A 21,391-nucleotide genomic window follows, 5' to 3' on the forward strand; every position below is an offset into this window, starting at 1 on the left:
CGTGAGGGCGCGGCAGGTGAAACGCCGCGGGAAAGTGCCTAGATCAGCCCTATGAAAAAACTGCGCATGACACTGATGGCGCTTGCCGCCTCCTTTATCGCCCTTCCGGCCGTGGCCGCGGAAATTCCGCTGTCGCGGCTTTCGGCCTATCTGAACGGGCTGACCACGGCGCAGGGCGATTTCAGACAGATCAACACGGATGGCTCGGTGTCCGGCGGCCGGCTTTATATCCAGCGGCCGGGGCGCGCCCGGTTTGAATATGCCGCGCCGAATGATGCGCTGGTGATGGCCGGCGGCGGGCAGGTCGCGGTTTTCGATCCCAAGTCGAACCAGCCGCCCGAGCAATACCCGCTGGCACGAACACCACTGAACCTGATCCTGGCGCGCAACATCAATCTGGACGATGCCCGCATGGTGGTGGGACACATGGCCGAAGGCGATATGACGGCCGTTGTCGCGCAGGACCCGGAGCATCCGGAATACGGCACCATCAGGCTGGTGTTTGCCGACAACCCCGTGCGCCTGCGGAAATGGGTGATCACCGACGAGGCCGGCGGCATCACCACGGTGGAGCTGGGCGCGTTCGAGACAGGGATGAAGCTCGCGCCGAGCCTGTTCAACATCGTCCTCGAGGCACGGAACAGGGCCGGAGACTAGCGGCAGCGCGCCAGTTGCACACGATAGGTCGTCGCCCGCGACGCGACCTCATCCGCCACCCGGATCAGCCAGCTTTTGCTGCGATAGCTGCCACGGGCATAGCCGGTGTGGCCCTCGTGATAAGCCAGATACTGATTGCGCGCGTCCGACAGGGAGATCCCGTTGCGCGTGCGCGTCTTGTTCATGTACCAGCCCATGAAATCGGTGGCGTCATCGATCCGGTCGCGCCTGGCGCGGCGGTTGCCCGTCGCGTGCCGGTATTCATCCCATGTGCCGTCGAGCGCCTGGGCATAGCCATAGGCAGAGCTTTGGCGGCCCATCGGGATGATGCCGAGCGCATAGCTCACTGGGGTGCGGGCATCACCGTCGAATTTGCTTTCCTGATAGATCGTGGCCATCTGCACATGTACCGGCACGCCCCAGCGGCGTTCTGTCCTGTTCATGGCGCGCAGGTATTTCGGGCGCTGGCTGACAATGCTGCAAGCGTCATCAAGATTGCGCGGAGGGCTGTCATACCCTCCGCCGCAACCGGCCAGAAGGGCCAGTACGGCTACGCGAAGAAGTCTGCTCATCTGCCTCTCGCATTCTTTGTTTTTTGGCAGAATACGTAAAATGCCGCCCGTTTGGAACGGGCAACATGCCGGGTCAGATCAAAAATGCGAGGGTGAGAGGTATTGTCGCAACCGACAGCAGCGTCGAAACGACGACAAGCCCGGCCACCGCATCCGCGTCGGCCCCGTATTTCTCGGCCAGCAGATAGGACGTGACGGCGACAGGCGTCGAGATCTGAAGCACCAGAACCGCGAAGGGTTCCGGCGCCAGACCGAACAGCCGGCCGACGATCCAGGCCGCCGCGATGCACAGCACGACCTTGGCCAGCGACAGCCACAGCGACAGGGGCACATGGCTGGGCCGAAGCCGCGCGACGGCCACGCCAAGCGTGATCAGCATGATCGGGATCGCCATCTGCCCGGCGAGTTCGAGCGTGTTGGTCAGAAAACGCGGCGTGTGCCAGCCCTGCCACAGGAACACCCCGCCCAGAACGGTTGCGCCCACCAGCGGCTCCTTGATCACCTTCAGCGGCGAGCCATCGCCGGACACCATCCAAATCCCTGCGGTAAAAGAGAAAATCGCCATCACCGCGAACACGACCACGGCATAGCCAAGCCCGGTTTCGCCAAAGGCGAACAAAGCCAGCGGCAGGCCCATATTGCCGGTATTGCCGAAGATCAGGGGCGCGAGATAGGTGCGCCGATCCAGCCCCCCGAGGGAAACGAGCGCCAGACACAGCACGGTGACCGCGCCATAGGCGGCGAGCGCGGCAAGTGAAAGCGTGGTCAGCGCCTGCGGCTCGATCTCGGTTCTCATCAGCGAAGTGAAGATCAGGCAAGGCACCGAAAGGGTCATGGCCAGGCGGGTCACGAACTCCACCCGGTACTCAAACCCCATGCGGACCCAGAAAAATCCGATCGCCGCCAGCAGGAAAACCGGGGCCACAATCTCGAGCACTGTCAGGACGATGTTCACACACTGTTTCCTTATTCTGCGGGGGCCTGCATGGACATTGCGCCAAACGAGGGGTAACTACAAAGTGGTGGGGGTTGCAACGGCATGCTGAAGTCGCAGGCTAAATATCATCTTGGGCAGGTGGTCCGCCATCGGAAACACCCCTTTCGGGGTGTCGTTTTCGACGTGGACGCGATGTTCTCGAACACCGAGGATTGGTATGACGCCATCCCCGAAGACAGCCGGCCGTCCAAGGATCAGCCGTTTTACCACCTGCTGGCCGAGAATGACCAAAGCTATTACGTGGCCTATGTCTCGGAGCAGAACCTGCTGCCCGACGAAACCGGAGAGCCGGTGGACCACCCCGATCTTCCCGACCTGTTCGGCGATTTCGAGGATGGCCATTACCCGCTTCAGTTTCAGCTCAACTGACCGCTAGTATCCCAGCGCGCAGCCATCCTTTCGCGGGTCCGACGCGCCCTGAAGCACACCGTTTTCATCGTCAATCAGAATAGCCTGCGCGCCGCCGATCGGCACCTCGGGGGTGCCGACCTTATGGCCCATCTCGGCCAGTTCGGCGCGCACCTTGTCAGGATAACCGCGCTCCACCATCATCTGGCCGGCGTCGGAAAAACTGCGCGGGGCATCGATGGCGGCCTGGGGGTGAAGGCCGAAATCGACGATATTGGTGATCAGCCTGGAATGCCCGTTGGGCTGATAGGCGCCGCCCATCACGCCGAAGGGCATGATCACCTTGCCGCTCTTTTTCAGCATGCCGGGGATGATCGTGTGCATCGGCCGCTTGCCACCGCCCGCCTCGTTCGGGTGGCCCGGCTCCAGCGAAAAGCCGAAACCGCGGTTCTGGAACAGCACCCCGAATTTCGATGATGCGATGCCGGAGCCGAAGCTGTGGAAGATCGAATAGATCAGCGATACCGCCATCCTGTCCTTGTCGATCACGGTCAGGTAGATGGTTTCGCGGTGCACCCTGTCCGACGCGGCGCGCGGGTCGGGCATCGCCGATTTCGGATCGATCAGCGCGGCGAGATCCGCGCCCAGTTCGGGCGAGAGCATATGCGGCAGCCGCGTCATATAGTCGGGGTCGGCCAGAAACCGGTCGCGGGCGTCATAGGCCAGCTTGGCGGCCTCCGCCTCGATATGCGCGCGCGCGGTGCCGAAGGGATCCATCCCGGCGACGTCGAAATGAGACAGGATGTTGTTGAGCAGGATCGCGGTCGCGCCCTGGCCGTTTGGCGGATGCTCCACCATTTCGACATCCTTGTAGGCGCCGCTGACCGGATCGGTATAGTCGCAGGCCGTCGCCGCGAAATCATCCAGCGTGTGAACCCCGCCAAGGGCACGCAACGCGGCGACCATGTCTTCGGCAACCTCGCCCTCATAGAACCCGGCCCGGCCTTCCAGGGCGACGCGGCGCAGAACCTCGGCCTGTTGCGGATGGCGAAAGACCTGGCCCGCCACCGGGGCCTTGCCCGCCAGCAGATAGTGATCGCGCGCGTCTCCCTGCAGGGTGGATGCGGCTATGCGCCAGTCCATCGCGGTACGCGGGGCAACCGGTACGCCCGCCTCGGCATAGTGGATCGCGGGGGCGAGCGCGGCCTTGAGCCCGATCCGGCCCCAGTCTTTCGACAGTCGGCAGAAGGCGTCGATGGCGCCGGGGATGGTCACGGCCTCGGGCCCGCCGGAGGAGATGCCGGACATCGGCGCACCTGGGGTTTTTGCCTGCCCGGCGACGCGCAGCTTTTCGGCTGACAGGGCCGCAGGGGCGCGGCCGGATCCGTTCAGCGCGATGATCTTTTCGTCGCCGGCCGGTTTCAGAAGCACGAAACAGTCGCCCCCGATACCGGTCATCTGTGGTTCGCAGATGCCAAGCAGCACGGCGCCGGCAATCGCGGCATCCACGGCGTTTCCGCCCGCTTCGAGGATCTGCACCGCGACCTTGGCCGCCAGCGGATGCGATGTGGCGCAAATCCCGTTCTGTGCGAACACGGGCGACCGGCCCGGAAGATGAAAATCACGCATGCTTTCCGTCCCTTGAGTTGTTGCGAACCTTAGGGCTGCGCTGCGGGAATTCCAAACGGATTTCGTGGGAAAAGTCGATGCATAAGACCTCGACGCCACGCACTGGGTGGGGGCTGTTGACGCAGCGCCGAGGGAAGCCATATGCAGCTACACTTGCACCATCACCGGACATTCGGGCTGCGATGTGGATTCATTATGGCTGTTTTGAGGCGGGGCCATCTCCGTGGCAATCAAGGCCCATCAGGAAGCTGAGCCGGTTCAGGCCACCATCCCGGCAATAGGTCAGCTCGCGGGTCAGGGTCCGGATGATGTGCCAGCCGAACCCGCCTTCGGGCAGATCGTCGAGGGTGGGATCGGGGTTCACCGCCCGGCCTTCGGGAAGCTGGCCGCCGGGCATCGCGCGCCCTGTGTCCATCAAGGTCAGCTTCAGCTCGGGCGGCCGGTGCTGAAGCTCCAGGTCGACGGGGCCGGGGGCGCCTTCGCCATAAGCGTGTTCGGCGATGTTGTTGAGCGCCTCCGCCAGAACCAGTTCGACGGAGCCGCAAAACTCTTCATCGATGCCGGCGGATCTTATCCAGGAGGTCACCTCGCCCAGGGCCAGACGCACGGCCATCGGTTCGCCGGGGAAGGAGAGTTTGAAATCGGCGGTATTCATGGTGTCAGTCTGTTCTTTCCGCGTGACGTCAGGGGGGCTGCGATCACGGTCCATCCCCCGGTCAGGCGGCGGTTGCGCCGGGGGCGACGGCCCCGTTGATGCTGTCATGCAGGGTAAAGACCGAATCCATCCGGGTCAGGCGGAAAACCTTGGCAACCGTGGGCGTCAGCCCGGCAAGTTCCAGCCGCCGCTCGGGCCCGAGGTATTTCATGAACGACACCACCGCGCCGAGCCCGCTGCTGTCGAGAAAATCGACGCGTGACATATCGACGACGACGCGCTGATGCGGAGTTTCCGAGATTTCGCGCATCCTGTCCTTGAACTGGATCGCCACGGCGGCGTCGATTCGGTCGTCGATCACCGTCACGACCAGCGCATCGCCGTGCTCCTTAGCCTGAAGTTCCATCTGCCACTCCTGATGTTGCCGTCACGGGCAGGCTAGACGGCAATCCTTACCAACCGGTATCCATCGGATGAGAGTCGCAAAGCGGCAGAAGCTGCGGCGCCGGGCACCTCGGGAAAGGGCAGAGGCATGGATTACACCGAACTTGCGAAAACCGTCGCCGCACTGGTGGAGGGCGAGCGTGACACCATCGCTCTGATGGCCACGCTTGCCTGCGAAATTCACCATGCCGACGACCGGTTCGACTGGACCGGGTTCTATCGCAACATGGGCGATGACGTGCTGAAGATCGGCCCCTACCAGGGCGGGCACGGCTGCCTGGTGATCCCTTTTTCGCGCGGCGTCTGCGGCGCGGCGGCGCGCACCGGCGCGGTGCAGCTGGTCGATGATGTCGAGGCTTTCCCGGGCCATATCGCCTGCGCCGCCTCGACCCGGTCCGAGATCGTGCTGCCGGTGCGCGGCGGGCGGGGCGAATTGCTGGGCGTGCTCGACATCGACAGCAATCAGCCCGCCGCCTTCAATCAGGAGGATGCGAAAGGGCTGCAGGCGATTTTGGATGCGACCTTCGGCGTGGTCGAAGGCTGACCCGTGCACCGGAGTTTCCGGCCGGGGGCTGGCGGCGCGGCGGTTGCTCGACTAAGTGATGGCGCATGACCGACGCCTATAGCCCGCCCGACACCCCGCTGGACATCCTGTACCAGGATCATGAGCTGCTGATCGCGAACAAGCCCGCCGGGCTGTTGTCTGTTCCCGGCAAGGGCGCGCATCTGGCCGATTGCCTGTTGTCGCGGGTTCAGGCCGCGTTCCCCGAGGCGCTTCTGGTGCACCGGCTGGATCGCGACACCTCTGGCGTGATGGTCTTTGCCCTGACGCCGAATGCGCAGCGCCACCTCGGCCTGCAATTCGAGAAACGCATGGTAAAGAAAACCTACGTGGCGCAGGTCTGGGGCCGGCTGGCGCCAAAGACCGGCACCGTGGATCTACCGCTGATCGTTGACTGGCCGAACCGGCCGAAACAGATGGTCGATCATGAAAACGGCAGGGCGGCGGTCACCGACTGGCGCGTGGTGCGCAGTGACGAGACCACGACGCGGGTCAGGCTCTATCCCAAGACCGGGCGCAGCCATCAGCTGCGGGTGCATATGCTGGCGCTGGGGCATCCCATCCTGGGAGATCCGTTCTACGCCGAAGGCGCGGCGCGCGCGGCCGAGCGGCTGATGCTGCATGCCGAAAACCTGCGGCTGCGCCACCCCGATGGCGGCCGGGGCATGAGCTTCAGCGTCAAATGCCCGTTCTGACGGCACCGGGCCGGCGCGAACCGCCCGCCCCGGCACGATGGGCCTATTCGGCGGCCCAGCCCGACACAGCCTTGACCTCCAGAAAATCCTCAAGGCCCCAGACACCGCCTTCGCGCCCGTTGCCCGAATGTTTCGTGCCGCCGAACGGGCTGCCCGCGGCGCGGCTTTTGCCGTTCACCTCGACCATGCCCGAGCGAAGCCGCCGGACCACGCGGTTGGTGCGCGCGCCATCCTGCGATTGCACATAGTTGGTCAGGCCGTATTCGGTGTCATTGGCGATGCGGATCGCCTCTTCCTCGGTCTCGAAGGGGATGATCGACAGGACCGGCCCGAAAATCTCCTGCCGCGCAATGGTCATGTCGTTGTGCACGTCTGCAAAGACCGTGGGGCGCACGAAATAGCCGCGATTGAACCCCTCGGGCCGGCCAAGCCCGCCCGCGACCAGCCGCGCGCCTTCGGCGATGCCGGTTTCGATCATGCCCTGCACCTTGTCGAACTGCGCCTGGCTGACCACCGGGCCGATGTGCCGCCCCCTGTCATGGCCGGAGCCGACAGCAAGGCCCGTCGCCACCCCGGCCGCCGTTTCCACGGCGTCGTCATAGATGTCGCGCTGCACCAGCATCCGTGTGGGGGCGTTGCACGACTGGCCGGTGTTGTTGAAACAGTGCTGGGCACCGCGCTGAACCGCTTTTTCATCGGCATCGGCGAAGATGATGTTGGCGCCCTTGCCGCCCAGTTCCAGATGCACGCGCTTCAGCGTGTCGGCGGCGTTTTTGGAAATCGCGATGCCCGCGCGGGTCGATCCGGTGAACGAGATCATGTCGACATCCGGATGGCCCGAAAGCTGTGTGCCGACGCCGGCACCATCGCCGTTGACCAGGTTGAACACGCCCGCCGGCACGCCGGCCTCGTCGAGGATCTCGGCGAACAGCAGCGATGACAGCGGCGCGATTTCCGAAGGCTTCAGCACCATGGTGCAGCCGGTCGCCAGGGCCGGAATCACCTTCAGCGTGACCTGATTCATCGGCCAGTTCCACGGGGTGATCATGCCGATCACGCCGATCGGCTCCATCAGGATACGGTCATGCGGGGCGTGCGCGCCCAGCAGGCGCTCAAACTCGAAATCCTTCATCGCACGGATGAAGTTCTTGATGTGCCAGCTGCCTGTGGTGGCCTGCGATGATTTCGCGAAATCGATCGGCGCGCCCATCTCCAGGCTGATGGCTTCGGCCATGTCGTCCGAGCGGCGATTGTAGATGTCGAGGATTCGCTCGATCAGCGCAAGACGCTCGGCCTTGTCCGAAAAAGCCCAGCTTTCAAAGGCCGCGCGGGCGGCGGCGACGGCGGCATTCGTGTCGGCCTCGGCCCCCAGAGAGATCACCGCACAGGTGTCTTCGGTCGAGGGGTCTATAACGCCGAAATCATTGGCGGCGCTGGGATCAACCCATTGCCCGTTGATATAGAACTGGCGTTTTTCGATCATGGGACGCTCCCTTGGAATTTGCGCGACACTCTGTCACCGGCCCGATTTCTGTGCAAGTTTGGGATGAACTCGCACGATTTGGAATCTATCTAGAATACGGAAGCTAGTTCCGCCAGACAGGAAAGGAAGACCTCCATGGCACTTCGCATCAATGATACGGCCCCGAATTTTTCCGCCGACACCACCGAAGGCATGATCGATTTTCACGAGTGGATCGGCGACAGCTATGCAATCCTGTTTTCCCACCCCAAAGACTTCACCCCGGTCTGCACCACCGAATTCGGCGCGGCCGCCCAATTGGCCGACGAGTTTGCCAAGCGCAACACCAAGGTGATCGGCATTTCCGTGGACAGTGTGGAAGAGCACAAGAAGTGGAAGGCCGATGTCGAAAGCTTTTCCGGCGCCAAGATGGGCTTTCCGATCATCGCCGATGACGAGCTGAAGATCGCCAAGCTCTATGACATGCTGCCGGCCGAGGCCTATCTGCCCGATGGCCGCACCCCCGCTGATACTGCGACGGTGCGCACCACCTTCATCATCAACCCGCAAAAGAAGATCGAGCTGATGCTGATCTATCCGATGTCGGTCGGCCGCAACTTCGACGAGATCCTGCGCGCGCTGGATGCGATCCAGATCGCCAAGGACACGCCGATTGCCACGCCGGCCAACTGGCGCCCGGGCGACGATGTGATCGTGGCGCTGTCGCTGACCACCGATCAGGCGAAAGAGAAGTTCGGCGAGGTGAAGGAAGTCTTCTCCTATCTGCGCACGGTCAAAGCGCCCGAGTAACCACCCGGCATCGTCGGAATGAAAAAGGCCCCGGTGTTTCCACCGGGGCCTTTCCTTGTTCATGCAGGGCTGGCTCAGCCTTCTGCTTTTTCTTCCGCCATCTCTTCGCCGGTGCTCTGGTCGATCATCTTCATCGACAGGCGCACCTTGCCGCGATCGTCAAAGCCCAGAAGCTTGACGTAAACCTCCTGGCCTTCCTTCAGAACGTCCGAGGGGTGGTTCAGGCGGCGGTTTTCGATCTGGCTGACATGCACAAGGCCGTCACGCTTGCCGAAGAAGTTCACGAAGGCGCCGAAATCGACGATCTTCACGACCTTGCCCTTGTAGATCTTGCCCTCTTCCGGCTCGGCCACGATCGAATAGATCATGTCATAGGCCTTCTGGATGGCGTCGGCATTGGCCGAGGCGATCTTGATCACGCCGTCGTCGTTGATATCGACCTTGGCGCCCGACACTTCCACGATCTCGCGGATGACCTTGCCGCCCGAGCCGATCACTTCACGGATCTTGTCGGTGGGCACGGTCATGGTTTCGATCCGCGGCGCATGGGCCGAGAATTCGCCGGCTTCGGTCAGCGCCTTGGCCATTTCACCCAGAATGTGCAGGCGGCCTGCCTTGGCCTGGGCCAGGGCTTTTTCCATGATCTCGGGCGTGATGCCCGCGACCTTGATGTCCATCTGCAGCGAGGTGATGCCGTTTTCAGTACCGGCCACCTTGAAGTCCATGTCGCCGAGGTGATCCTCGTCGCCCAGGATGTCTGTCAGGATGGCATAGCGGCCGTCATCTTCCAGGATCAGGCCCATGGCCACACCGGCAACCGGCGCCTTCAGCGGAACGCCCGCATCCATCATCGACAGCGAACCGCCGCAGACAGACGCCATCGAGCTGGAGCCGTTGGATTCGGTGATCTCCGACACGATGCGGATCGTGTAGGGGAAATCGGTCGCGGCGGGCAGAACGGCCTGAAGGGCGCGCCATGCCAGTTTGCCATGGCCGATTTCGCGGCGGCCGGGCGAGCCCACGCGGCCAACTTCGCCCACCGAGTAGGGGGGGAAGTTGTAGTGCAGCAGGAAGTTGGATTTGAAGTTGCCGTGCAGCGCGTCGATGAACTGTTCATCGTCGCCCGTGCCCAGCGTGGTCACGACCAAACCTTGCGTTTCGCCGCGGGTGAACAGGGCAGAGCCATGGGTGCGCGGCAGCAGGCCGGTTTCGCAGACGATCGGGCGCACGGTATCCAGCGCGCGGCCGTCGATCCGCTTGCCGTTGGTCACCACATCGCCCCGCAGAACCGAGCTCTCCAGCTTCTTGAAGGCGGACCCGAGGTTCGGATCTTCAAGCTGCTCCTCGGTCAGGGCGGCCTTGACCGTCTCGCGCGCGGCGGCAACGGTGGCGGTCCGCTCCTGCTTGTCGGTGATCGCGAAGGCGGCGTGCATTGCGGCCTCGCCGGCGGCTTTCACCGCGTCATACAGCGCCGAGTAATCCGGCGACTGGAAATCGAACGGCTCTTTCGCCGAGGCTTCGGCCAGGCTGATGATCAGGTCGATCACCGGCTGGATCTGCTGATGCGCGAAGTTTACGGCGCCCAGCATTTCGGCCTCGGAAAGCTCATAGGCTTCCGATTCCACCATCATCACCGCGTCTTTGGTGCCGGCAACAACCAGATCGAGCCGCTGCTCGGGGTTGTTCCGCAGATCCTGCATATCGTCGACGTCGGGGTTCAGGATGTATTCCCCATCCACGAAACCAACGCGGCAACCGGCGATCGGGCCCATGAAGGGCGCGCCGGAAATGGTCAGCGCGGCCGAGGCGGCGATCATCGCAACGATATCGGGGTCATTGACCAGATCGTGGCTCAGCACGGTGCACATCACCAGCACTTCGTTCTTGAAGCCGGGCACGAACAGCGGGCGGATCGGACGGTCGATCAGGCGCGCGGTCAGCGTTTCCTTTTCGGTCGGGCGCGCCTCGCGCTTGAAGAAACCGCCCGGGATTTTACCGGCGGCATAGTATTTTTCCTGATAGTGAACCGTCAGCGGGAAGAAATCCTGCCCCGGTTTGGGTTCCTTGGCGAAGGTCACGTTGGCCATGACCGAGGTTTCGCCGAGGGTGGCGATGACAGAGCCATCGGCCTGGCGGGCAACCTTGCCCGTTTCAAGTGTGAGGGTCTCGTCGCCCCACTGCATCGATTTCGTCGTAACGTTAAACATCTCGTTTCCTATGTTGGGGGCGGGACCCTCCCGTTCCCCCGATTGCGTACGGGGCTGATTGCCCCGTGGCCCATCTGTGTTTTGCTGCCCTGCCCCACTGAGCCCGAAGGGGAGGCCCCGAACCATGCCCGGGATAGCAAAGACGCGCCACAAGGGCGCGTCCTTCGAATTTAGCGGCGGATGCCGAGGCGCTTGATGAGGTCGGTATACCGCGCCTCTTCCTTGCCTTTGAGGTAATCCAGAAGTTTCCGGCGCTGCGCGACCATCATCAAGAGGCCACGGCGGGAATGGTTATCCTTCTTGTGGGTCTTGAAGTGTTCGGTCAGCGTGTTGATGCGCGAGGTCAGGATGGCGATCTGCACTTCGGGCGAACCGGTGTCGCCTTCCTTGGTGGCGAATTCCTTGACTAGGCGGTTCTTTTCTTCAGCCGTAATCGACATCGGGGTCTCCTTTTCTGAAAAGGGTTGATGGCGCAAGCCGGGATGTCGTCCAGCAGGGCCCATGGAGAGTGTGCCGCCGGCTTCACCAGCGGATGCGCGCGTATAGGGGATTTCGGCGGGAAAGGGAAGGGGAATGAACGGGCACCCGGCGCCCCGGCGCAGCGTCTTCATTCCCGTCTGCTGGAAAACGCTGCTCTCGATGCTTGTGCGCGGCTACTGCACCGGCTCCATCCGGTTCATCTGAATCTCCTGTGCGATGATCTTGGCCCAGTCGCCGATGATCGGGATGAAGTCGATCTGCGCCAGGAAATAAGCGGCCACCGATACCAGCATCGTGGCGCCGACCACCGTGCCCAGCCCGACCGCAAGGCCGCGCAGGAAATTGTAGCCCATCATGCGAAAGGCATTGTCATGCGCGCGCAGGAAGCGGTGTTTGTTGAGCTTGTCGACCTCTTCGCGCAGGGCAGAGAGTTCTGCGATCAGCCGGTCGGTGTCGGAGGTGTTTTCGGTCACGCGCGCTGCCCTTTGCAGGATCGTCCGCCCCGACACTAACGGCCCCGCCCGCCGCCGCCAAGCCGGGATCAGGCGGCGGCGCGCATCGCTTCGGCCACGGCGCTTTTGGGCACCAGTGTTACCTGCGACAGATCCAGCCCCGCCGCCCCGGCCACCTCTGCCAGCGGCAGCCCGTCAAGCAGCAGCAGCGCGTTGTCCGGCGCCTCATCCGAGGCTTCGACCGTCAGCATGGGCGCGGGGTGGGTCTCGTCGTCATAGACCACGGCGAGCGTGTCTTCGGATGCGTCGTAATCCTCGATCAGCGCGGGGCCGCCATCGTCGATCCAGTCGCCCAGGATGAAATCATCGGCCCCTTCGCCGCCGTTCACGTTATCCCCGGCTCCGGCAAACAGCATGTCGTCGCCTTCGCCGCCATTGAGATAATCGCGAAGGCCGTCATCCTCCCATTCCTCATCGGGGGTGATGCCGAGGATCGTGTCATCGCCGGCATTGCCGTTCAGCACATCCGCGCCGCCGCCGCCAAGAACGATGTCATCGCCTTCGCCGCCCATCAGCCCGTCGTTGCCCTCGCCGCCCGACAGGATGTCGTCGCCCGGCCCGCCGATCATCTGGTCATCGCCGCCGCCGCCGTTCAGAATGTCGTCCCCGGCCTGGCCGAGAAGCATGTCATCGCCTTCGCCGCCCGCGGCCTGGTCATCGCCGAGGCCGCCGGGCAGATCGTCATCGCCGGTGGCGCCGATCAGCGTGTCATCGCCCTCTGCGCCGATCAGCAGGTCGTCGCCCGCGCCGCCGTCCAGCATATCATCCCCGGCCCCGCCATAGACGACATCGTCGCCCATATGCGCCAGGATGGAGTCGCCTTCATCGCCCCCCTCGATCGTGTCGTTTTCATTCGTGCCCTCTGCAAACGGGCCGTCGCCGTTGTTTTCGCCGTCTTCTTCGGCCGGGCCTTCTGTCGGGAAAACCCCCGACACGCCGACCACCAGAAGACCCAGCAAACCTGCCAAGCCAAACATCACCCTTACCCTTCCCGAAACCACCCGCCCGCGATCGCGCGACGGGAACCACCACGTTCAGGTTACACGTCAATCGCCCCGCCACCTGCGGATTTCTGACCGGATGGTTAGCCGGAGGTTAGCGCCAGGCTTCGGGGTGCTGGGTGTAGGCGATGTAGAGCGGGTGCTTGGGATGCCCGGCCTGGGTCAGCCCCAGATGAAACAGCTGCAGGCCCGTGGCACGCAACAGCCGCTCTACCGCCGGGCCACGCTGCAGATGTGCGCCATGCGTGCCCCAGGCGCAGATGATCCGATCGGCCCAGGGGGCGCTTTCGGCGATGGCGATGTCATTCTCGGGCCCCACCGGATCGGCCGCCGTGCGCATCTTTTTGGGGTCGGTATCGCGCCAGGCGAAGATGTTGGTCACCCGGAACCCGCCAAAGCCAAGTGCACGCGCGCGGCGTTCGCAGCGTTCGACGGTGGGGTCGTTCTGCACCTCTGTCGCGGTGGAGGGGTTGAGCATGACGAACAGCGCCTTGTCCCCTTCCGGTGCCCAGATCCGGGTCAGGGTATAGCGGTACCGCTCGCAGTCGGAATAAACGGCGGTCGAGGCGGCATCGCCCTTCAGATGGGTGCGCGTGATCATGCCCCGTGTTGTGAAACGTTTGGCCCGTGGTTTCAAGCGGGCCGCGCCCATGATCCACATCAATGCGGCACGGTGGGGTTTGCCCTACCCCGGTTTCACGGGTCGCACGGCCCCGCCCTTCTGTCGTGCAACAGCAGTTCAAACCATTGGGGGGACGAACGTATGCCAGATAAATCGCAAATCCTGTGGATGTACGAGACCATGGAGAAGGCGCGCTATTACGAAGACACGATGGCCGCCGTCTACATGGAAGGAAAATCACCCAAGTTCGACATCGGCGCCGGTACCATCCCCGGCGAGATGCACCTTGCCGCCGGGCAGGAACCCTGCGCCGCCGGCGTCTGTGTTCACCTGAAAACCGAGGATGCGGTGACGGCAACACACCGGCCGCACCATGTGGCCATCGCCAAGGGCGTGGACCTCAAGAAGATGACGGCCGAGATTTTCGGCAAGGCTGACGGCCTTGCCGGCGGGCGCGGCGGGCATATGCACCTGCTCGATCCGGCGGTGAATTTCTCGTGCAGCGGCATTATCGCCGAAGGCACCAGCCCCGCCGTCGGCGCGGCCCTAGCCGCCAAGCTCAAGGGCACGGATGCGGTGGCGGTTTCCTACCTTGGCGATGGCGCGGCCAACCAGGGCGGGTTCCACGAGGCGCTGAACCTCGCCGCGCTGTGGAACCTTCCGGTGATTTTCGTGATCGAGGATAACGGTTGGGGCATTTCGGTGTCCAAGGCGAAATCCACCGCCGTGCCGGACAACAGCGTGCGGGCGGCGGGCTATGGCATGCCGGGCTTTCACGTGGCCGACAATGACACGCTGAAACTGTTCGAAGTGGCGGGCGAAGCGGTCGCGCGCGCCCGCAGGGGCGAAGGCCCGACGCTGATCGAGGTCGAGACCTACCGCTACTACGGCCACTTCCAGGGCGACCCCGAGATGTACCGCCCGAAGGATGAGGTTGCCGAGCTGAAGGCGAAGGACCCGATCAGGCGTCTGCGCGATGCGGCCATCGCCGACGGCACGATCACCGAGGCCGAGGCCGACGCGGCCCGCACCCGGGCCCATGCCGAAGTGGATGAGGCCTTCGCCTTTGCCCGCGCCTCTGCCTATCCCGCCCCCGAAGACGCGCTGACAGCCGTTTTCGCGTGACATCAGTTCGAGGAGTCAGATCATGACCAGCAATCGTATTCTTCCCATGTCGCGCGCCATTTCCGAAGCCATCGCCCAGGAAATGCGCGCCGATCCGTCCGTTTTCGTGATGGGCGAGGATGTCGGCACCTATGGCGGCATCTTCGGGGCCACAACCGGCCTGCTTGACGAGTTCGGTGAAGCACGCGTGCGCGACACGCCGATTTCGGAAACCGGGTTCATCGGCGCGGGCGTTGGCGCGGCCATGTCCGGCATGCGCCCGATCGTCGAGCTGATGTTCGTCGATTTCTTCGGCGTCTGCATGGATGCCATCTATAACCTGGCGGCCAAGAACACCTATTTCTCTGGCGGCAACTTCAAGGTGCCCATGGTGATCATGACGGCCACCGGCGGCGGGTATTCCGACGCGGGCCAGCATTCGCAAACGCTGCACGGCATGTTCGCCCATCTGCCGGGGCTCAAGGTCGTGGCGCCGTCGAACGCCTATGACGCCAAGGGGCTGATGAAAACCGCGATCCGTGACGACAGCCCGGTGATGTTCATGTTCCACAAGGGGTTGCAGGGCCTTGCCTGGATGGCCTCGCCCGATGCCGCGGCGACGGTCGTGCCGGAAGAGGATTACGCCATCCCCTTTGGTCAGGCCAAGGTGGTGCGCGAAGGCAAGGATGTGACCATCGTGACCCTGTCGATGATGGTGCACAAGGCGCTCGACGCGGCGGATGCGCTGGCGAAAGACGGGATCGAGGCCGAGGTGATCGACCTGCGGACCGTCGTGCCGCTGGATCGCGACACGATCCTGAAATCGGTCGCCAAGACCGGCCGGCTGATCGTGGTGGACGAGGATTACAAGAGCTTCGGGCTGAGCGGCGAGATCATCGCCACCGTGGCCGAGCGTGATCCGGCCTGCCTGAAATCCGCGCCGCGCCGTCTGGCCGTGCCGGATGTGCCGATCCCCTATAGCCGGCCGATGGAACAGTTCGTTCTGCCCAGCGCCGACAAGATTGCCGCCGCCGCGCGCGAAAGCCTTGGCAAGGCCGCGTGACATGGCCGACATTCTGATACCCGCCGGTCTTTGGGATACAGACCTCAACCCCGAGGGCATCGTCGCCAACTGGTTCTTCGGCGAGGGCGCGGCGGTTGCCAAGGGCGATGTGGTGGCCGAGATCATGGTCGAGAAATCGACCTTCGATATCGAGGCCCCGGAGGCCGGAGTTCTGCACCGCGTGATTCCCAAGGACGGCGTGGTGCGCCCCGGTGTGGCGATCGGAACGGTGGATGCCGCCTGACACGGCGGCGCCCGCCACATACGCGCGGCAGCTGAAGCGCTTTGCCTCGGCAGAGGAAGCGCTTCGGCGGCAGGACGGTTTTGACACCAGCCCCTTTACGCCGGATCAGCCTTCGCTGCTGGTCTGGCAGTCGCCCCGCGGGTTGCTCGCGGCGCCGTCCGATTCCCGCCTTGCGGGGTTCGGTGACGCGGCGCGGGCCTGTGCCGCGGCGGGATGGCCTGTCGCGGTTCGTCGCGCGGGCGGGGGGCTGTGCCCGGTATCGCCCGGCACGTTGCAGTTTGCCATAAGCCGCCCGGTCGCGGGGGGGCTGACCATCGAAGCGGCCTATGCCGAGATGGTTGCGCTGATCGAAAGGCTGCTGGGCCGGTTCGGCCTTTCGGCGCAGGTCGGCACCTGCGAGACGGCGTTCTGCCCGGGCCGCTACGACATCGCGGTCGCGGGCCGCAAGATCGCAGGGATGGCGCAGACATGGCGCAGCCGCGCCGGGGTCAGAACCGCGACCACCGGCGCCTCGCTCATTCTGAACGAAGATCCAGAGGTTCTGGCCGATGCCGTCAACCTGTTTTACAGCACCGCGCAAAGCCCCCTGCGTTGTGACGCCGGCGCCATCGGTTCGCTGAGCGGTACCCTGGCGCGCGACGTGCCGGTGGCCGAGGTGCTGGCCGCGCTGGAACCGGGCCCGGCGCCGCGGTAACGCGCGCCGGTCAGGTCGCGGGCGGGCGGTTGAACACGCGGCTCGGGTGCAGCACTCCGGCCCGGTAGATGCCCACGGCCACGGCCTCGCCATTCAACGAGGCCCAGGCTTCGTCGCCATATTCGACATCCGAGGTCAGAACCATGCCGGGGTTGCCGTTGCGCAGCTTCGCCGCCCCTTCGGGGGTGCAGCGCAGTTCGGGCAGATCGGCCAGCCCTTCCTCCAGCGGCAACAAAAGATCATCCAGCGCAGGGGTTTTCGCCAGCTCTTCGATCCGTTCCAGCGTCACCCCGTCTTCGGCGTCGAACGGGCCCGACCACAGGCGCCGCAGATCGCGCACATGGCCATGGCAGCCCAGAACCTGCCCCAGATCGCGGGCGATGGCGCGCACATAGCCGCCCTTGCCGCAGACCATCTCCAGCGTCACGTGATCGGCATCGGGCCGCGCCACCATTTCAAGACTGTCCACATAGAGCGGGCGGGCGGCGATCTCGAATTCCTCGTCGTCGCGGGCCAGTTTATAGGCGCGCTCGCCGTCGATCTTCACGGCCGAGAATTTCGGCGGAACCTGCATGATGTCGCCGGTAAAGCGGGGCAGGGCGGCGCGGATTTCTTCATCGGTGGGGCGGTCGCTGCTTTCGGCGATCACCTCGCCCTCGGCATCATCGGTGTTGGTGGCCTGACCCAGCCGCACGGTAAAGCGATAGGCCTTCAGCGCGTCGGTGATATAGGGCACGGTCTTTGTCGCCTCGCCTAGGGCGATGGCCAGAACACCCGTCGCGTCGGGGTCCAGCGTGCCGGCGTGGCCGGCCTTTTTGGCGCCGAACGCCCAGCGGACCTTGTTCACCACCGCGCTGGAGGTGATCCCGGCAGGCTTGTCGACCACCAGCCATCCTGAAATGTCGCGTCCCTTGCGGCTGCGGCCCATGTTCTGCCTCCCGTGCGAAGTAAGGTGCGCGTGCTACCCAAGCGCGGGGCCCGCGTCAACGGGGCAGTGGCGCGACGGTGCCCACGATCGGCCCCAGCGGGAAACCGCCGTCGTTGCGCCCCAGCTCCGGCGCATAGAGGCGCGAGATATTGCCATCCAGGAACAGCGCCTCGGGTGTGCCCAGCGCATCTCGAAACAGCCGCCCGAATTCATGGAAGGTGACCGGCCGTTCGGAGATGGCGAAATAGGCAGTGCCGTCAGGGGCAATGCCAACCCCGTTGCGGATATAGCGCGATGTGCTGTCGATCAGGAACCGCGGGTGCAGCGCGCCGCCTGTCACCAGCATCGGCCCCGATTGGGTGGCATGGTCGCATTCCGTCTGATCGGCCAGATAGCGGCGGGTCTCGATCACCCGCGCGCGGCCCTGCGTGAGGCACAGCAACCCGTTGGGCAAAAGCCCGAAATTGCCCGGCCCGGCCGAGGCGACGGCGCCGCGCTGCTGCTCGCCATCCTCGATGTAAAGCCCCACCGGCGAGCGGTCGGGGTGATACATGCCCGCGTTCATCGCAAAGGTCAGCGTCTCGCCGCCGGCGTTCAGCATGTTTTCGATGCGCCCGAAATTGCCCAGAACGCGCCCCTCCGGGTCCAGCCGGAACAGGCGCAACTCTTCGCGCGCCGGGTTGACGGCGCATACGGTATAGGGAGTTCCGTCATGGTCCATCGGCGCGCAGGTGGCGTTGGCCAGGGCCGGAAGGAACACAAACGGAAGAGCGGCAAAGAGGCGCCTAAGCCTCTTCATCGTCATCCTCTTGCAGATCGCGGCGCACGCTTTCCTGCGAGAACAGGCGGCGCGTTTCATCCATCCGGTCGAATGTCTCGTCGATGGCAAAGCGGATCTCGGGCGAAAACTTCAGCGTCACCGCCTTGGACACCGCCCGCCGCAATTCGTGCCGGTTGCGGCGCAGCGCGGCAAGCGCATCCTCTGCCCCGTGCCCGCCCAACGGCAGCACATAGGCGGTGGCGATGCGCAGATCGGGCGAGGTGCGCACCTCGCCCACGGTGATCGACATGCGGTTCAGCTCGGGGTCGTGAATGTCACCGCGCGCCAGCACATCGGATAATGTGCGGCGTACCAGTTCGCCCACGCGAAGCTGGCGTTGCGACGGCCCGGGGCCGGTATCGAACCTGTTCTTTGCCATGCAGAGCATCTAGGCGATGCCGGCGCCTCGTGCAAGGCAGGCTTTGCCAACTCCGGGCGGCTGGTCTAAACCGGGCCGAAGTTTGCGAAGGAGAATGCGATGACGGATCGGCCGGGGATTGTGGTGACCGGCGCGTCGGGCCGGATGGGGCGGATGCTGATCCGCACCGTGCTGGAAAGCGACGCGGCGCGGCTGGTCGGCGCGGTGGAGCGCGCGGGCAACGAATGGATCGGGCGCGACGCGGGCGCGCTGGTGGGCGAACCGGAGACGGGGGTTGCCGTCACCGACGATCTGCTGTCGGCAATGGCGCAGGCGCAGGCGGTGATCGACTTTACCACACCCGCCGCGACGGTGGAGGTGGCCATGCTGGCCGCGCAGGCCCGCGCGGTGCATGTGATCGGCACCACCGGGCTGACGGCGGGCGATCTGAAAAAGATCGCCGCCGCCGCCCGCCACGCGATTGTGGTGCGGGCCGGGAACATGAGCCTCGGGGTCAACCTTCTTGTCGAGATCACCAGGAAGGTCGCCGCCGCGCTGGACGAGGATTTCGACATCGAGGTGATCGAGGCGCATCACCGCCACAAGGTCGATGCGCCGTCGGGCACCGCGCTGATGCTGGGCGAGGCCGCCGCCGAGGGGCGCGGCGTGGATCACGCGGCAATGGCCGTGCGCGGGCGCGACGGCATCACCGGTGCGCGCGCGCCGGGCACGATCGGCTATTCCGCAGTCCGGGGCGGCGATATCGTGGGCGAGCATGACGTGCTGTTCGCGGGCGAGGGCGAGCGGGTGATCCTGCGCCACGTGGCCACAGACCGGCGCATCTTCGCGCGTGGGGCGCTGAAGGCCGCGCTCTGGGGTCAGGGCCGGCATCCGGGTGAATACAGCATGGCGGATGTGCTGGGCTTCTGACCCGGCGCCGGGTCAGAAATCTATCGCCAGGCCCTTCTTTTCCCAGTCGCCATAGCGCACCGGTTCGGGGCCGTCGCGGCCGCCAAGCTCTTTGGGCAGCGTCTGTGCGGCGGCGGTCTTGCGGCGTTCCTCGGCCTCGGCCAAAGCGCGGATCGCCTCGGGGGGCAGGTCTTTTTTCGTGTCGTCGGGCATCGCGGCGCCTCCTTGTGGGCTTCCTTGCGTTGATATACCTGCGGGCGGATCGGCGGCAAGCGCAGAGAAGGGCACCGGATGGCGGAAGGTTTCGACAAGGCGCGGGGAACGGCGGTGCTGCTGCTGACCCTGGTGCTGGAAGAGCATCGGCAGATGGCGGAAATTTCGGGCGAGGATGGCCCGCTTGCCGATCTGGAACCGGCCGAACGGGCGCGGGCGCAGCGGCTGGCGCTTTCGGTGCTGCGGCACATGGGGCGGGCCGATGCCCTGCTCAAGCCGCTGCTGCGCAAACCGCCACCGCCTGCGGTGCTGAACGTGCTGCGGCTTGCCACCGTCGAGATGATGGAAGACGGCGCCGCCGCCTATGGCGCGGTGAATGCGGCCGTGGCGAACCTGCGGCGCGGCCAGAAGACGCGGCACATGGCCGGGCTTGCCAATGCGGTGTTGCGCAAGGTGGCCGAGACGGCACCCGAAGACTGGGCTGCGCTGCCGCCGCAGCGCATGCCGGGCTGGCTGCGCGGGCGGCTGGAAAGCAGCTATGGCCGGGCCGTCGTCACGGCGATGGAGGCGGCGCATGCCAGGGGCGCACCGCTGGATCTGACGCCGAGGGATGGCGATGGCGCCGCGCTGGCCGCCACGGTTGGCGGGGCGCTGCTGCCCACGGGCAGTGTCCGGCTGACAGGGCCGGTGCAGGTGTCGGCGCTGCCAGGCTATGGCGAGGGCGCGTGGTGGGTGCAGGATGCCGCCGCCGCGCTTCCGGCAAAGCTGTTGAACGCGCGGCCGGGCGAACGGGTGCTGGATCTTTGCGCCGCGCCGGGCGGCAAGACGATGCAGATGGCCGCCGCCGGGGCCACGGTGACGGCGCTGGATATCTCCGCGCAGCGGCTCGCGCGGCTGGAGGAGAACCTCGCCCGGACGGAACTGGAGGCGAAGATCGTGGTGGCCGACGCGCTGGAATGGCAGCCCGATGCGCCGTTCGATGCGGTGCTGCTCGATGCGCCCTGTTCCGCGACCGGCACGATCCGCCGCCACCCCGACCTGCCGTTCACGCGCACCGGCAAGGACATCAAGCCGCTGTTCGCGCTTCAGGCGCAGATGATCGACCGGGCGGTCGCACTGCTGAAACCGGGCGGGCGGCTGGTGTTCTGCACCTGCTCGCTGCTGCCCGAAGAGGGCGAGGATCAGCTTGCCGCGGCGCTTGGGCGCCATCCGGGGCTGCGGGTGGAAAAGCCCGCCGCGCCCTGGATCGAAGCCGGCTGGCGCGAGGCGCGGGGCGGGCTGCGCCTGCGCCCCGATATGTGGTCCGATCGCGGCGGGCTGGATGGCTTTTACATGGCGGCTTTGCACAAGGCGGCCTGATCCGGCGCGGCCGTGGGCGGTTTTTCGGGCCCATGCCGGCCGCGAA

At 65.0% G+C, this 21,391-nt stretch carries 26 protein-coding genes; 11 read left to right on the top strand and 15 right to left on the bottom strand.

The window, feature by feature from the left end; translation table 11 throughout:
* The first annotated feature begins 51 nt into the window (after positions 1-51).
* Entirely contained in the window at positions 52-657 is a 606-nt protein-coding gene (locus GGR17_RS08110) for a LolA family protein (RefSeq protein ID WP_054540118.1), read from the top strand.
* Here GGR17_RS08110 and GGR17_RS08115 read toward each other — a convergent pair.
* Positions 654-1,229, bottom strand: coding sequence for a transglycosylase SLT domain-containing protein (locus GGR17_RS08115; RefSeq protein ID WP_054540117.1), 576 nt, complete (start codon positions 1,227-1,229; stop codon positions 654-656). The two genes, GGR17_RS08110 and GGR17_RS08115, sit on opposite strands and share 4 nt — an antisense overlap.
* A gap of 73 nt (positions 1,230-1,302) precedes the next feature.
* Positions 1,303-2,184, bottom strand: coding sequence for an AEC family transporter (locus tag GGR17_RS08120; RefSeq protein ID WP_054540116.1), 882 nt, complete (start codon positions 2,182-2,184; stop codon positions 1,303-1,305).
* A gap of 84 nt (positions 2,185-2,268) precedes the next feature.
* Between GGR17_RS08120 and hspQ the strand changes: the two genes are divergently transcribed.
* Positions 2,269-2,595 carry a heat shock protein HspQ gene (gene hspQ / locus GGR17_RS08125; protein ID WP_037209970.1) on the top strand — a complete coding sequence of 109 codons (327 nt, stop codon included), beginning with the start codon at positions 2,269-2,271 and terminating at the stop codon, positions 2,593-2,595.
* A gap of 3 nt (positions 2,596-2,598) precedes the next feature.
* Here hspQ and GGR17_RS08130 read toward each other — a convergent pair whose 3' ends face one another.
* The 3 genes from GGR17_RS08130 to GGR17_RS08140 form a co-directional block, all read right to left on the bottom strand.
* Positions 2,599-4,203, bottom strand: a complete 1,605-nt coding sequence (locus tag GGR17_RS08130) for a gamma-glutamyltransferase family protein (RefSeq protein WP_054540115.1) — start codon at positions 4,201-4,203, stop codon at positions 2,599-2,601.
* A gap of 193 nt (positions 4,204-4,396) precedes the next feature.
* A complete protein-coding gene (locus tag GGR17_RS08135; protein ID WP_052071507.1) occupies positions 4,397-4,858 on the bottom strand; it encodes an ATP-binding protein in 462 nt (153 codons plus the stop codon).
* A 61-nt stretch (positions 4,859-4,919) separates the two neighbouring features.
* Entirely contained in the window at positions 4,920-5,264 is a 345-nt protein-coding gene (locus tag GGR17_RS08140; RefSeq protein ID WP_037209973.1) for an STAS domain-containing protein, read from the bottom strand.
* A 126-nt stretch (positions 5,265-5,390) separates the two neighbouring features.
* On the opposite strand from GGR17_RS08140, the gene GGR17_RS08145 reads away from it, so the two are divergent.
* The gene (locus tag GGR17_RS08145; RefSeq protein ID WP_054540114.1) at positions 5,391-5,846 is read left to right on the top strand and encodes a GAF domain-containing protein; all 456 of its coding nucleotides are present in this window, start codon (positions 5,391-5,393) and stop codon (positions 5,844-5,846) included.
* Positions 5,847-5,911: 65 nt separating this feature from the next.
* Entirely contained in the window at positions 5,912-6,559 is a 648-nt protein-coding gene (locus GGR17_RS08150; protein WP_054540113.1) for an RluA family pseudouridine synthase, read from the top strand.
* A gap of 43 nt (positions 6,560-6,602) precedes the next feature.
* On the opposite strand, the gene GGR17_RS08155 is transcribed toward GGR17_RS08150, so the two are convergent.
* A complete protein-coding gene (locus GGR17_RS08155; RefSeq protein ID WP_054540112.1) occupies positions 6,603-8,042 on the bottom strand; it encodes an aldehyde dehydrogenase family protein in 1,440 nt (479 codons plus the stop codon).
* A 135-nt stretch (positions 8,043-8,177) separates the two neighbouring features.
* On the opposite strand from GGR17_RS08155, the gene GGR17_RS08160 reads away from it, so the two are divergent.
* Positions 8,178-8,831 carry a peroxiredoxin gene (locus tag GGR17_RS08160; RefSeq protein WP_054540111.1) on the top strand — a complete coding sequence of 218 codons (654 nt, stop codon included), beginning with the start codon at positions 8,178-8,180 and terminating at the stop codon, positions 8,829-8,831.
* A gap of 74 nt (positions 8,832-8,905) precedes the next feature.
* Here the strand turns inward: GGR17_RS08160 and pnp are convergent, their stop codons facing one another.
* The 5 genes from pnp to GGR17_RS08185 form a co-directional block, all read right to left on the bottom strand.
* Positions 8,906-11,038 (bottom strand): polyribonucleotide nucleotidyltransferase, encoded by a 2,133-nt coding sequence (gene pnp, locus GGR17_RS08165; protein ID WP_054540110.1) that lies wholly within the window; start codon positions 11,036-11,038, stop codon positions 8,906-8,908.
* Positions 11,039-11,208: 170 nt separating this feature from the next.
* Complete coding sequence (gene rpsO, locus GGR17_RS08170; RefSeq protein ID WP_037209983.1) at positions 11,209-11,478, bottom strand: 30S ribosomal protein S15; 270 nt, start codon at positions 11,476-11,478, stop codon at positions 11,209-11,211.
* Between the two features lie 213 nt (positions 11,479-11,691).
* Entirely contained in the window at positions 11,692-11,991 is a 300-nt protein-coding gene (locus tag GGR17_RS08175; protein WP_037209984.1) for a DUF5665 domain-containing protein, read from the bottom strand.
* A 68-nt stretch (positions 11,992-12,059) separates the two neighbouring features.
* On the bottom strand, positions 12,060-13,007 hold the full coding sequence (locus GGR17_RS08180) for a calcium-binding protein (protein WP_054540109.1): 948 nt from the start codon (positions 13,005-13,007) through the stop codon (positions 12,060-12,062).
* 118 nt (positions 13,008-13,125) lie between these two features.
* Positions 13,126-13,632, bottom strand: a complete 507-nt coding sequence (locus GGR17_RS08185; RefSeq protein ID WP_054540494.1) for a DUF1643 domain-containing protein — start codon at positions 13,630-13,632, stop codon at positions 13,126-13,128.
* Positions 13,633-13,794: 162 nt separating this feature from the next.
* Here GGR17_RS08185 and GGR17_RS08190 point away from each other — a divergent pair, with 162 nt between their 5' ends.
* Genes GGR17_RS08190 through GGR17_RS08205 form a run of 4 tightly spaced genes read left to right on the top strand, consistent with a single transcriptional unit; the run spans position 13,795 to position 16,758 of the window.
* Complete coding sequence (locus tag GGR17_RS08190; protein WP_037209987.1) at positions 13,795-14,778, top strand: thiamine pyrophosphate-dependent dehydrogenase E1 component subunit alpha; 984 nt, start codon at positions 13,795-13,797, stop codon at positions 14,776-14,778.
* Positions 14,779-14,800: 22 nt separating this feature from the next.
* On the top strand, positions 14,801-15,820 hold the full coding sequence (locus tag GGR17_RS08195; protein ID WP_037209988.1) for an alpha-ketoacid dehydrogenase subunit beta: 1,020 nt from the start codon (positions 14,801-14,803) through the stop codon (positions 15,818-15,820).
* 1 nt (position 15,821) lies between these two features.
* Positions 15,822-16,064 carry a lipoyl domain-containing protein gene (locus GGR17_RS08200; RefSeq protein ID WP_054540108.1) on the top strand — a complete coding sequence of 81 codons (243 nt, stop codon included), beginning with the start codon at positions 15,822-15,824 and terminating at the stop codon, positions 16,062-16,064.
* Positions 16,054-16,758 (top strand): lipoate--protein ligase family protein, encoded by a 705-nt coding sequence (locus GGR17_RS08205; RefSeq protein ID WP_054540107.1) that lies wholly within the window; start codon positions 16,054-16,056, stop codon positions 16,756-16,758. The genes GGR17_RS08200 and GGR17_RS08205 overlap by 11 nt, the downstream gene beginning before the upstream one ends.
* A 10-nt stretch (positions 16,759-16,768) precedes the next feature.
* Here GGR17_RS08205 and truB read toward each other — a convergent pair whose 3' ends face one another.
* The 3 genes from truB to rbfA are packed head-to-tail and all read right to left on the bottom strand — an operon-like array spanning position 16,769 to position 18,885.
* A complete protein-coding gene (gene truB, locus GGR17_RS08210; RefSeq protein ID WP_054540106.1) occupies positions 16,769-17,686 on the bottom strand; it encodes a tRNA pseudouridine(55) synthase TruB in 918 nt (305 codons plus the stop codon).
* Between the two features lie 55 nt (positions 17,687-17,741).
* A complete protein-coding gene (locus tag GGR17_RS08215; RefSeq protein ID WP_054540105.1) occupies positions 17,742-18,485 on the bottom strand; it encodes a phosphodiester glycosidase family protein in 744 nt (247 codons plus the stop codon).
* Positions 18,472-18,885 (bottom strand): 30S ribosome-binding factor RbfA, encoded by a 414-nt coding sequence (rbfA, locus tag GGR17_RS08220; protein ID WP_037210008.1) that lies wholly within the window; start codon positions 18,883-18,885, stop codon positions 18,472-18,474. The genes GGR17_RS08215 and rbfA overlap by 14 nt, the downstream gene beginning before the upstream one ends.
* Positions 18,886-18,984: 99 nt before the next feature.
* Between rbfA and dapB the strand changes: the two genes are divergently transcribed.
* Positions 18,985-19,794 (top strand): 4-hydroxy-tetrahydrodipicolinate reductase, encoded by an 810-nt coding sequence (gene dapB / locus GGR17_RS08225; RefSeq protein WP_054540104.1) that lies wholly within the window; start codon positions 18,985-18,987, stop codon positions 19,792-19,794.
* Positions 19,795-19,806: 12 nt separating this feature from the next.
* Here dapB and GGR17_RS08230 read toward each other — a convergent pair whose 3' ends face one another.
* On the bottom strand, positions 19,807-19,986 hold the full coding sequence (locus tag GGR17_RS08230; RefSeq protein ID WP_037209998.1) for a DUF1674 domain-containing protein: 180 nt from the start codon (positions 19,984-19,986) through the stop codon (positions 19,807-19,809).
* A 78-nt stretch (positions 19,987-20,064) separates the two neighbouring features.
* Here GGR17_RS08230 and GGR17_RS08235 point away from each other — a divergent pair, with 78 nt between their 5' ends.
* Entirely contained in the window at positions 20,065-21,345 is a 1,281-nt protein-coding gene (locus GGR17_RS08235) for an RsmB/NOP family class I SAM-dependent RNA methyltransferase (RefSeq protein ID WP_054540103.1), read from the top strand.
* The last annotated feature ends 46 nt before the right edge of the window (positions 21,346-21,391 follow it).

The sequence above is a fragment of the Actibacterium naphthalenivorans genome, assembly GCF_014196965.1.
In the GTDB taxonomy this organism is placed as follows: Bacteria; Pseudomonadota; Alphaproteobacteria; order Rhodobacterales; family Rhodobacteraceae; genus Actibacterium_A; species Actibacterium_A naphthalenivorans.

What these genes read in the sequence shown, in the direction of transcription:
- GGR17_RS08110 (WP_054540118.1), top strand. Translation starts at nt 52, where the DNA reads ATGAAAAAACTGCGCATGACACTGATGGCGCTTGCCGCCTCCTTTATC.
- GGR17_RS08115 (WP_054540117.1), bottom strand. Translation starts at nt 1,229, where the DNA reads ATGAGCAGACTTCTTCGCGTAGCCGTACTGGCCCTTCTGGCCGGTTGC.
- hspQ (WP_037209970.1), top strand. Translation starts at nt 2,269, where the DNA reads ATGCTGAAGTCGCAGGCTAAATATCATCTTGGGCAGGTGGTCCGCCAT.
- GGR17_RS08130 (WP_054540115.1), bottom strand. Translation starts at nt 4,203, where the DNA reads ATGCGTGATTTTCATCTTCCGGGCCGGTCGCCCGTGTTCGCACAGAAC.
- GGR17_RS08135 (WP_052071507.1), bottom strand. Translation starts at nt 4,858, where the DNA reads ATGAATACCGCCGATTTCAAACTCTCCTTCCCCGGCGAACCGATGGCC.
- GGR17_RS08140 (WP_037209973.1), bottom strand. Translation starts at nt 5,264, where the DNA reads ATGGAACTTCAGGCTAAGGAGCACGGCGATGCGCTGGTCGTGACGGTG.
- GGR17_RS08145 (WP_054540114.1), top strand. Translation starts at nt 5,391, where the DNA reads ATGGATTACACCGAACTTGCGAAAACCGTCGCCGCACTGGTGGAGGGC.
- GGR17_RS08150 (WP_054540113.1), top strand. Translation starts at nt 5,912, where the DNA reads ATGACCGACGCCTATAGCCCGCCCGACACCCCGCTGGACATCCTGTAC.
- GGR17_RS08155 (WP_054540112.1), bottom strand. Translation starts at nt 8,042, where the DNA reads ATGATCGAAAAACGCCAGTTCTATATCAACGGGCAATGGGTTGATCCC.
- GGR17_RS08160 (WP_054540111.1), top strand. Translation starts at nt 8,178, where the DNA reads ATGGCACTTCGCATCAATGATACGGCCCCGAATTTTTCCGCCGACACC.
- pnp (WP_054540110.1), bottom strand. Translation starts at nt 11,038, where the DNA reads ATGTTTAACGTTACGACGAAATCGATGCAGTGGGGCGACGAGACCCTC.
- rpsO (WP_037209983.1), bottom strand. Translation starts at nt 11,478, where the DNA reads ATGTCGATTACGGCTGAAGAAAAGAACCGCCTAGTCAAGGAATTCGCC.
- GGR17_RS08180 (WP_054540109.1), bottom strand. Translation starts at nt 13,007, where the DNA reads ATGTTTGGCTTGGCAGGTTTGCTGGGTCTTCTGGTGGTCGGCGTGTCG.
- GGR17_RS08185 (WP_054540494.1), bottom strand. Translation starts at nt 13,632, where the DNA reads ATGATCACGCGCACCCATCTGAAGGGCGATGCCGCCTCGACCGCCGTT.
- GGR17_RS08190 (WP_037209987.1), top strand. Translation starts at nt 13,795, where the DNA reads ATGCCAGATAAATCGCAAATCCTGTGGATGTACGAGACCATGGAGAAG.
- GGR17_RS08195 (WP_037209988.1), top strand. Translation starts at nt 14,801, where the DNA reads ATGACCAGCAATCGTATTCTTCCCATGTCGCGCGCCATTTCCGAAGCC.
- GGR17_RS08200 (WP_054540108.1), top strand. Translation starts at nt 15,822, where the DNA reads ATGGCCGACATTCTGATACCCGCCGGTCTTTGGGATACAGACCTCAAC.
- GGR17_RS08205 (WP_054540107.1), top strand. Translation starts at nt 16,054, where the DNA reads ATGCCGCCTGACACGGCGGCGCCCGCCACATACGCGCGGCAGCTGAAG.
- truB (WP_054540106.1), bottom strand. Translation starts at nt 17,686, where the DNA reads ATGGGCCGCAGCCGCAAGGGACGCGACATTTCAGGATGGCTGGTGGTC.
- GGR17_RS08215 (WP_054540105.1), bottom strand. Translation starts at nt 18,485, where the DNA reads ATGAAGAGGCTTAGGCGCCTCTTTGCCGCTCTTCCGTTTGTGTTCCTT.
- rbfA (WP_037210008.1), bottom strand. Translation starts at nt 18,885, where the DNA reads ATGGCAAAGAACAGGTTCGATACCGGCCCCGGGCCGTCGCAACGCCAG.
- dapB (WP_054540104.1), top strand. Translation starts at nt 18,985, where the DNA reads ATGACGGATCGGCCGGGGATTGTGGTGACCGGCGCGTCGGGCCGGATG.
- GGR17_RS08230 (WP_037209998.1), bottom strand. Translation starts at nt 19,986, where the DNA reads ATGCCCGACGACACGAAAAAAGACCTGCCCCCCGAGGCGATCCGCGCT.
- GGR17_RS08235 (WP_054540103.1), top strand. Translation starts at nt 20,065, where the DNA reads ATGGCGGAAGGTTTCGACAAGGCGCGGGGAACGGCGGTGCTGCTGCTG.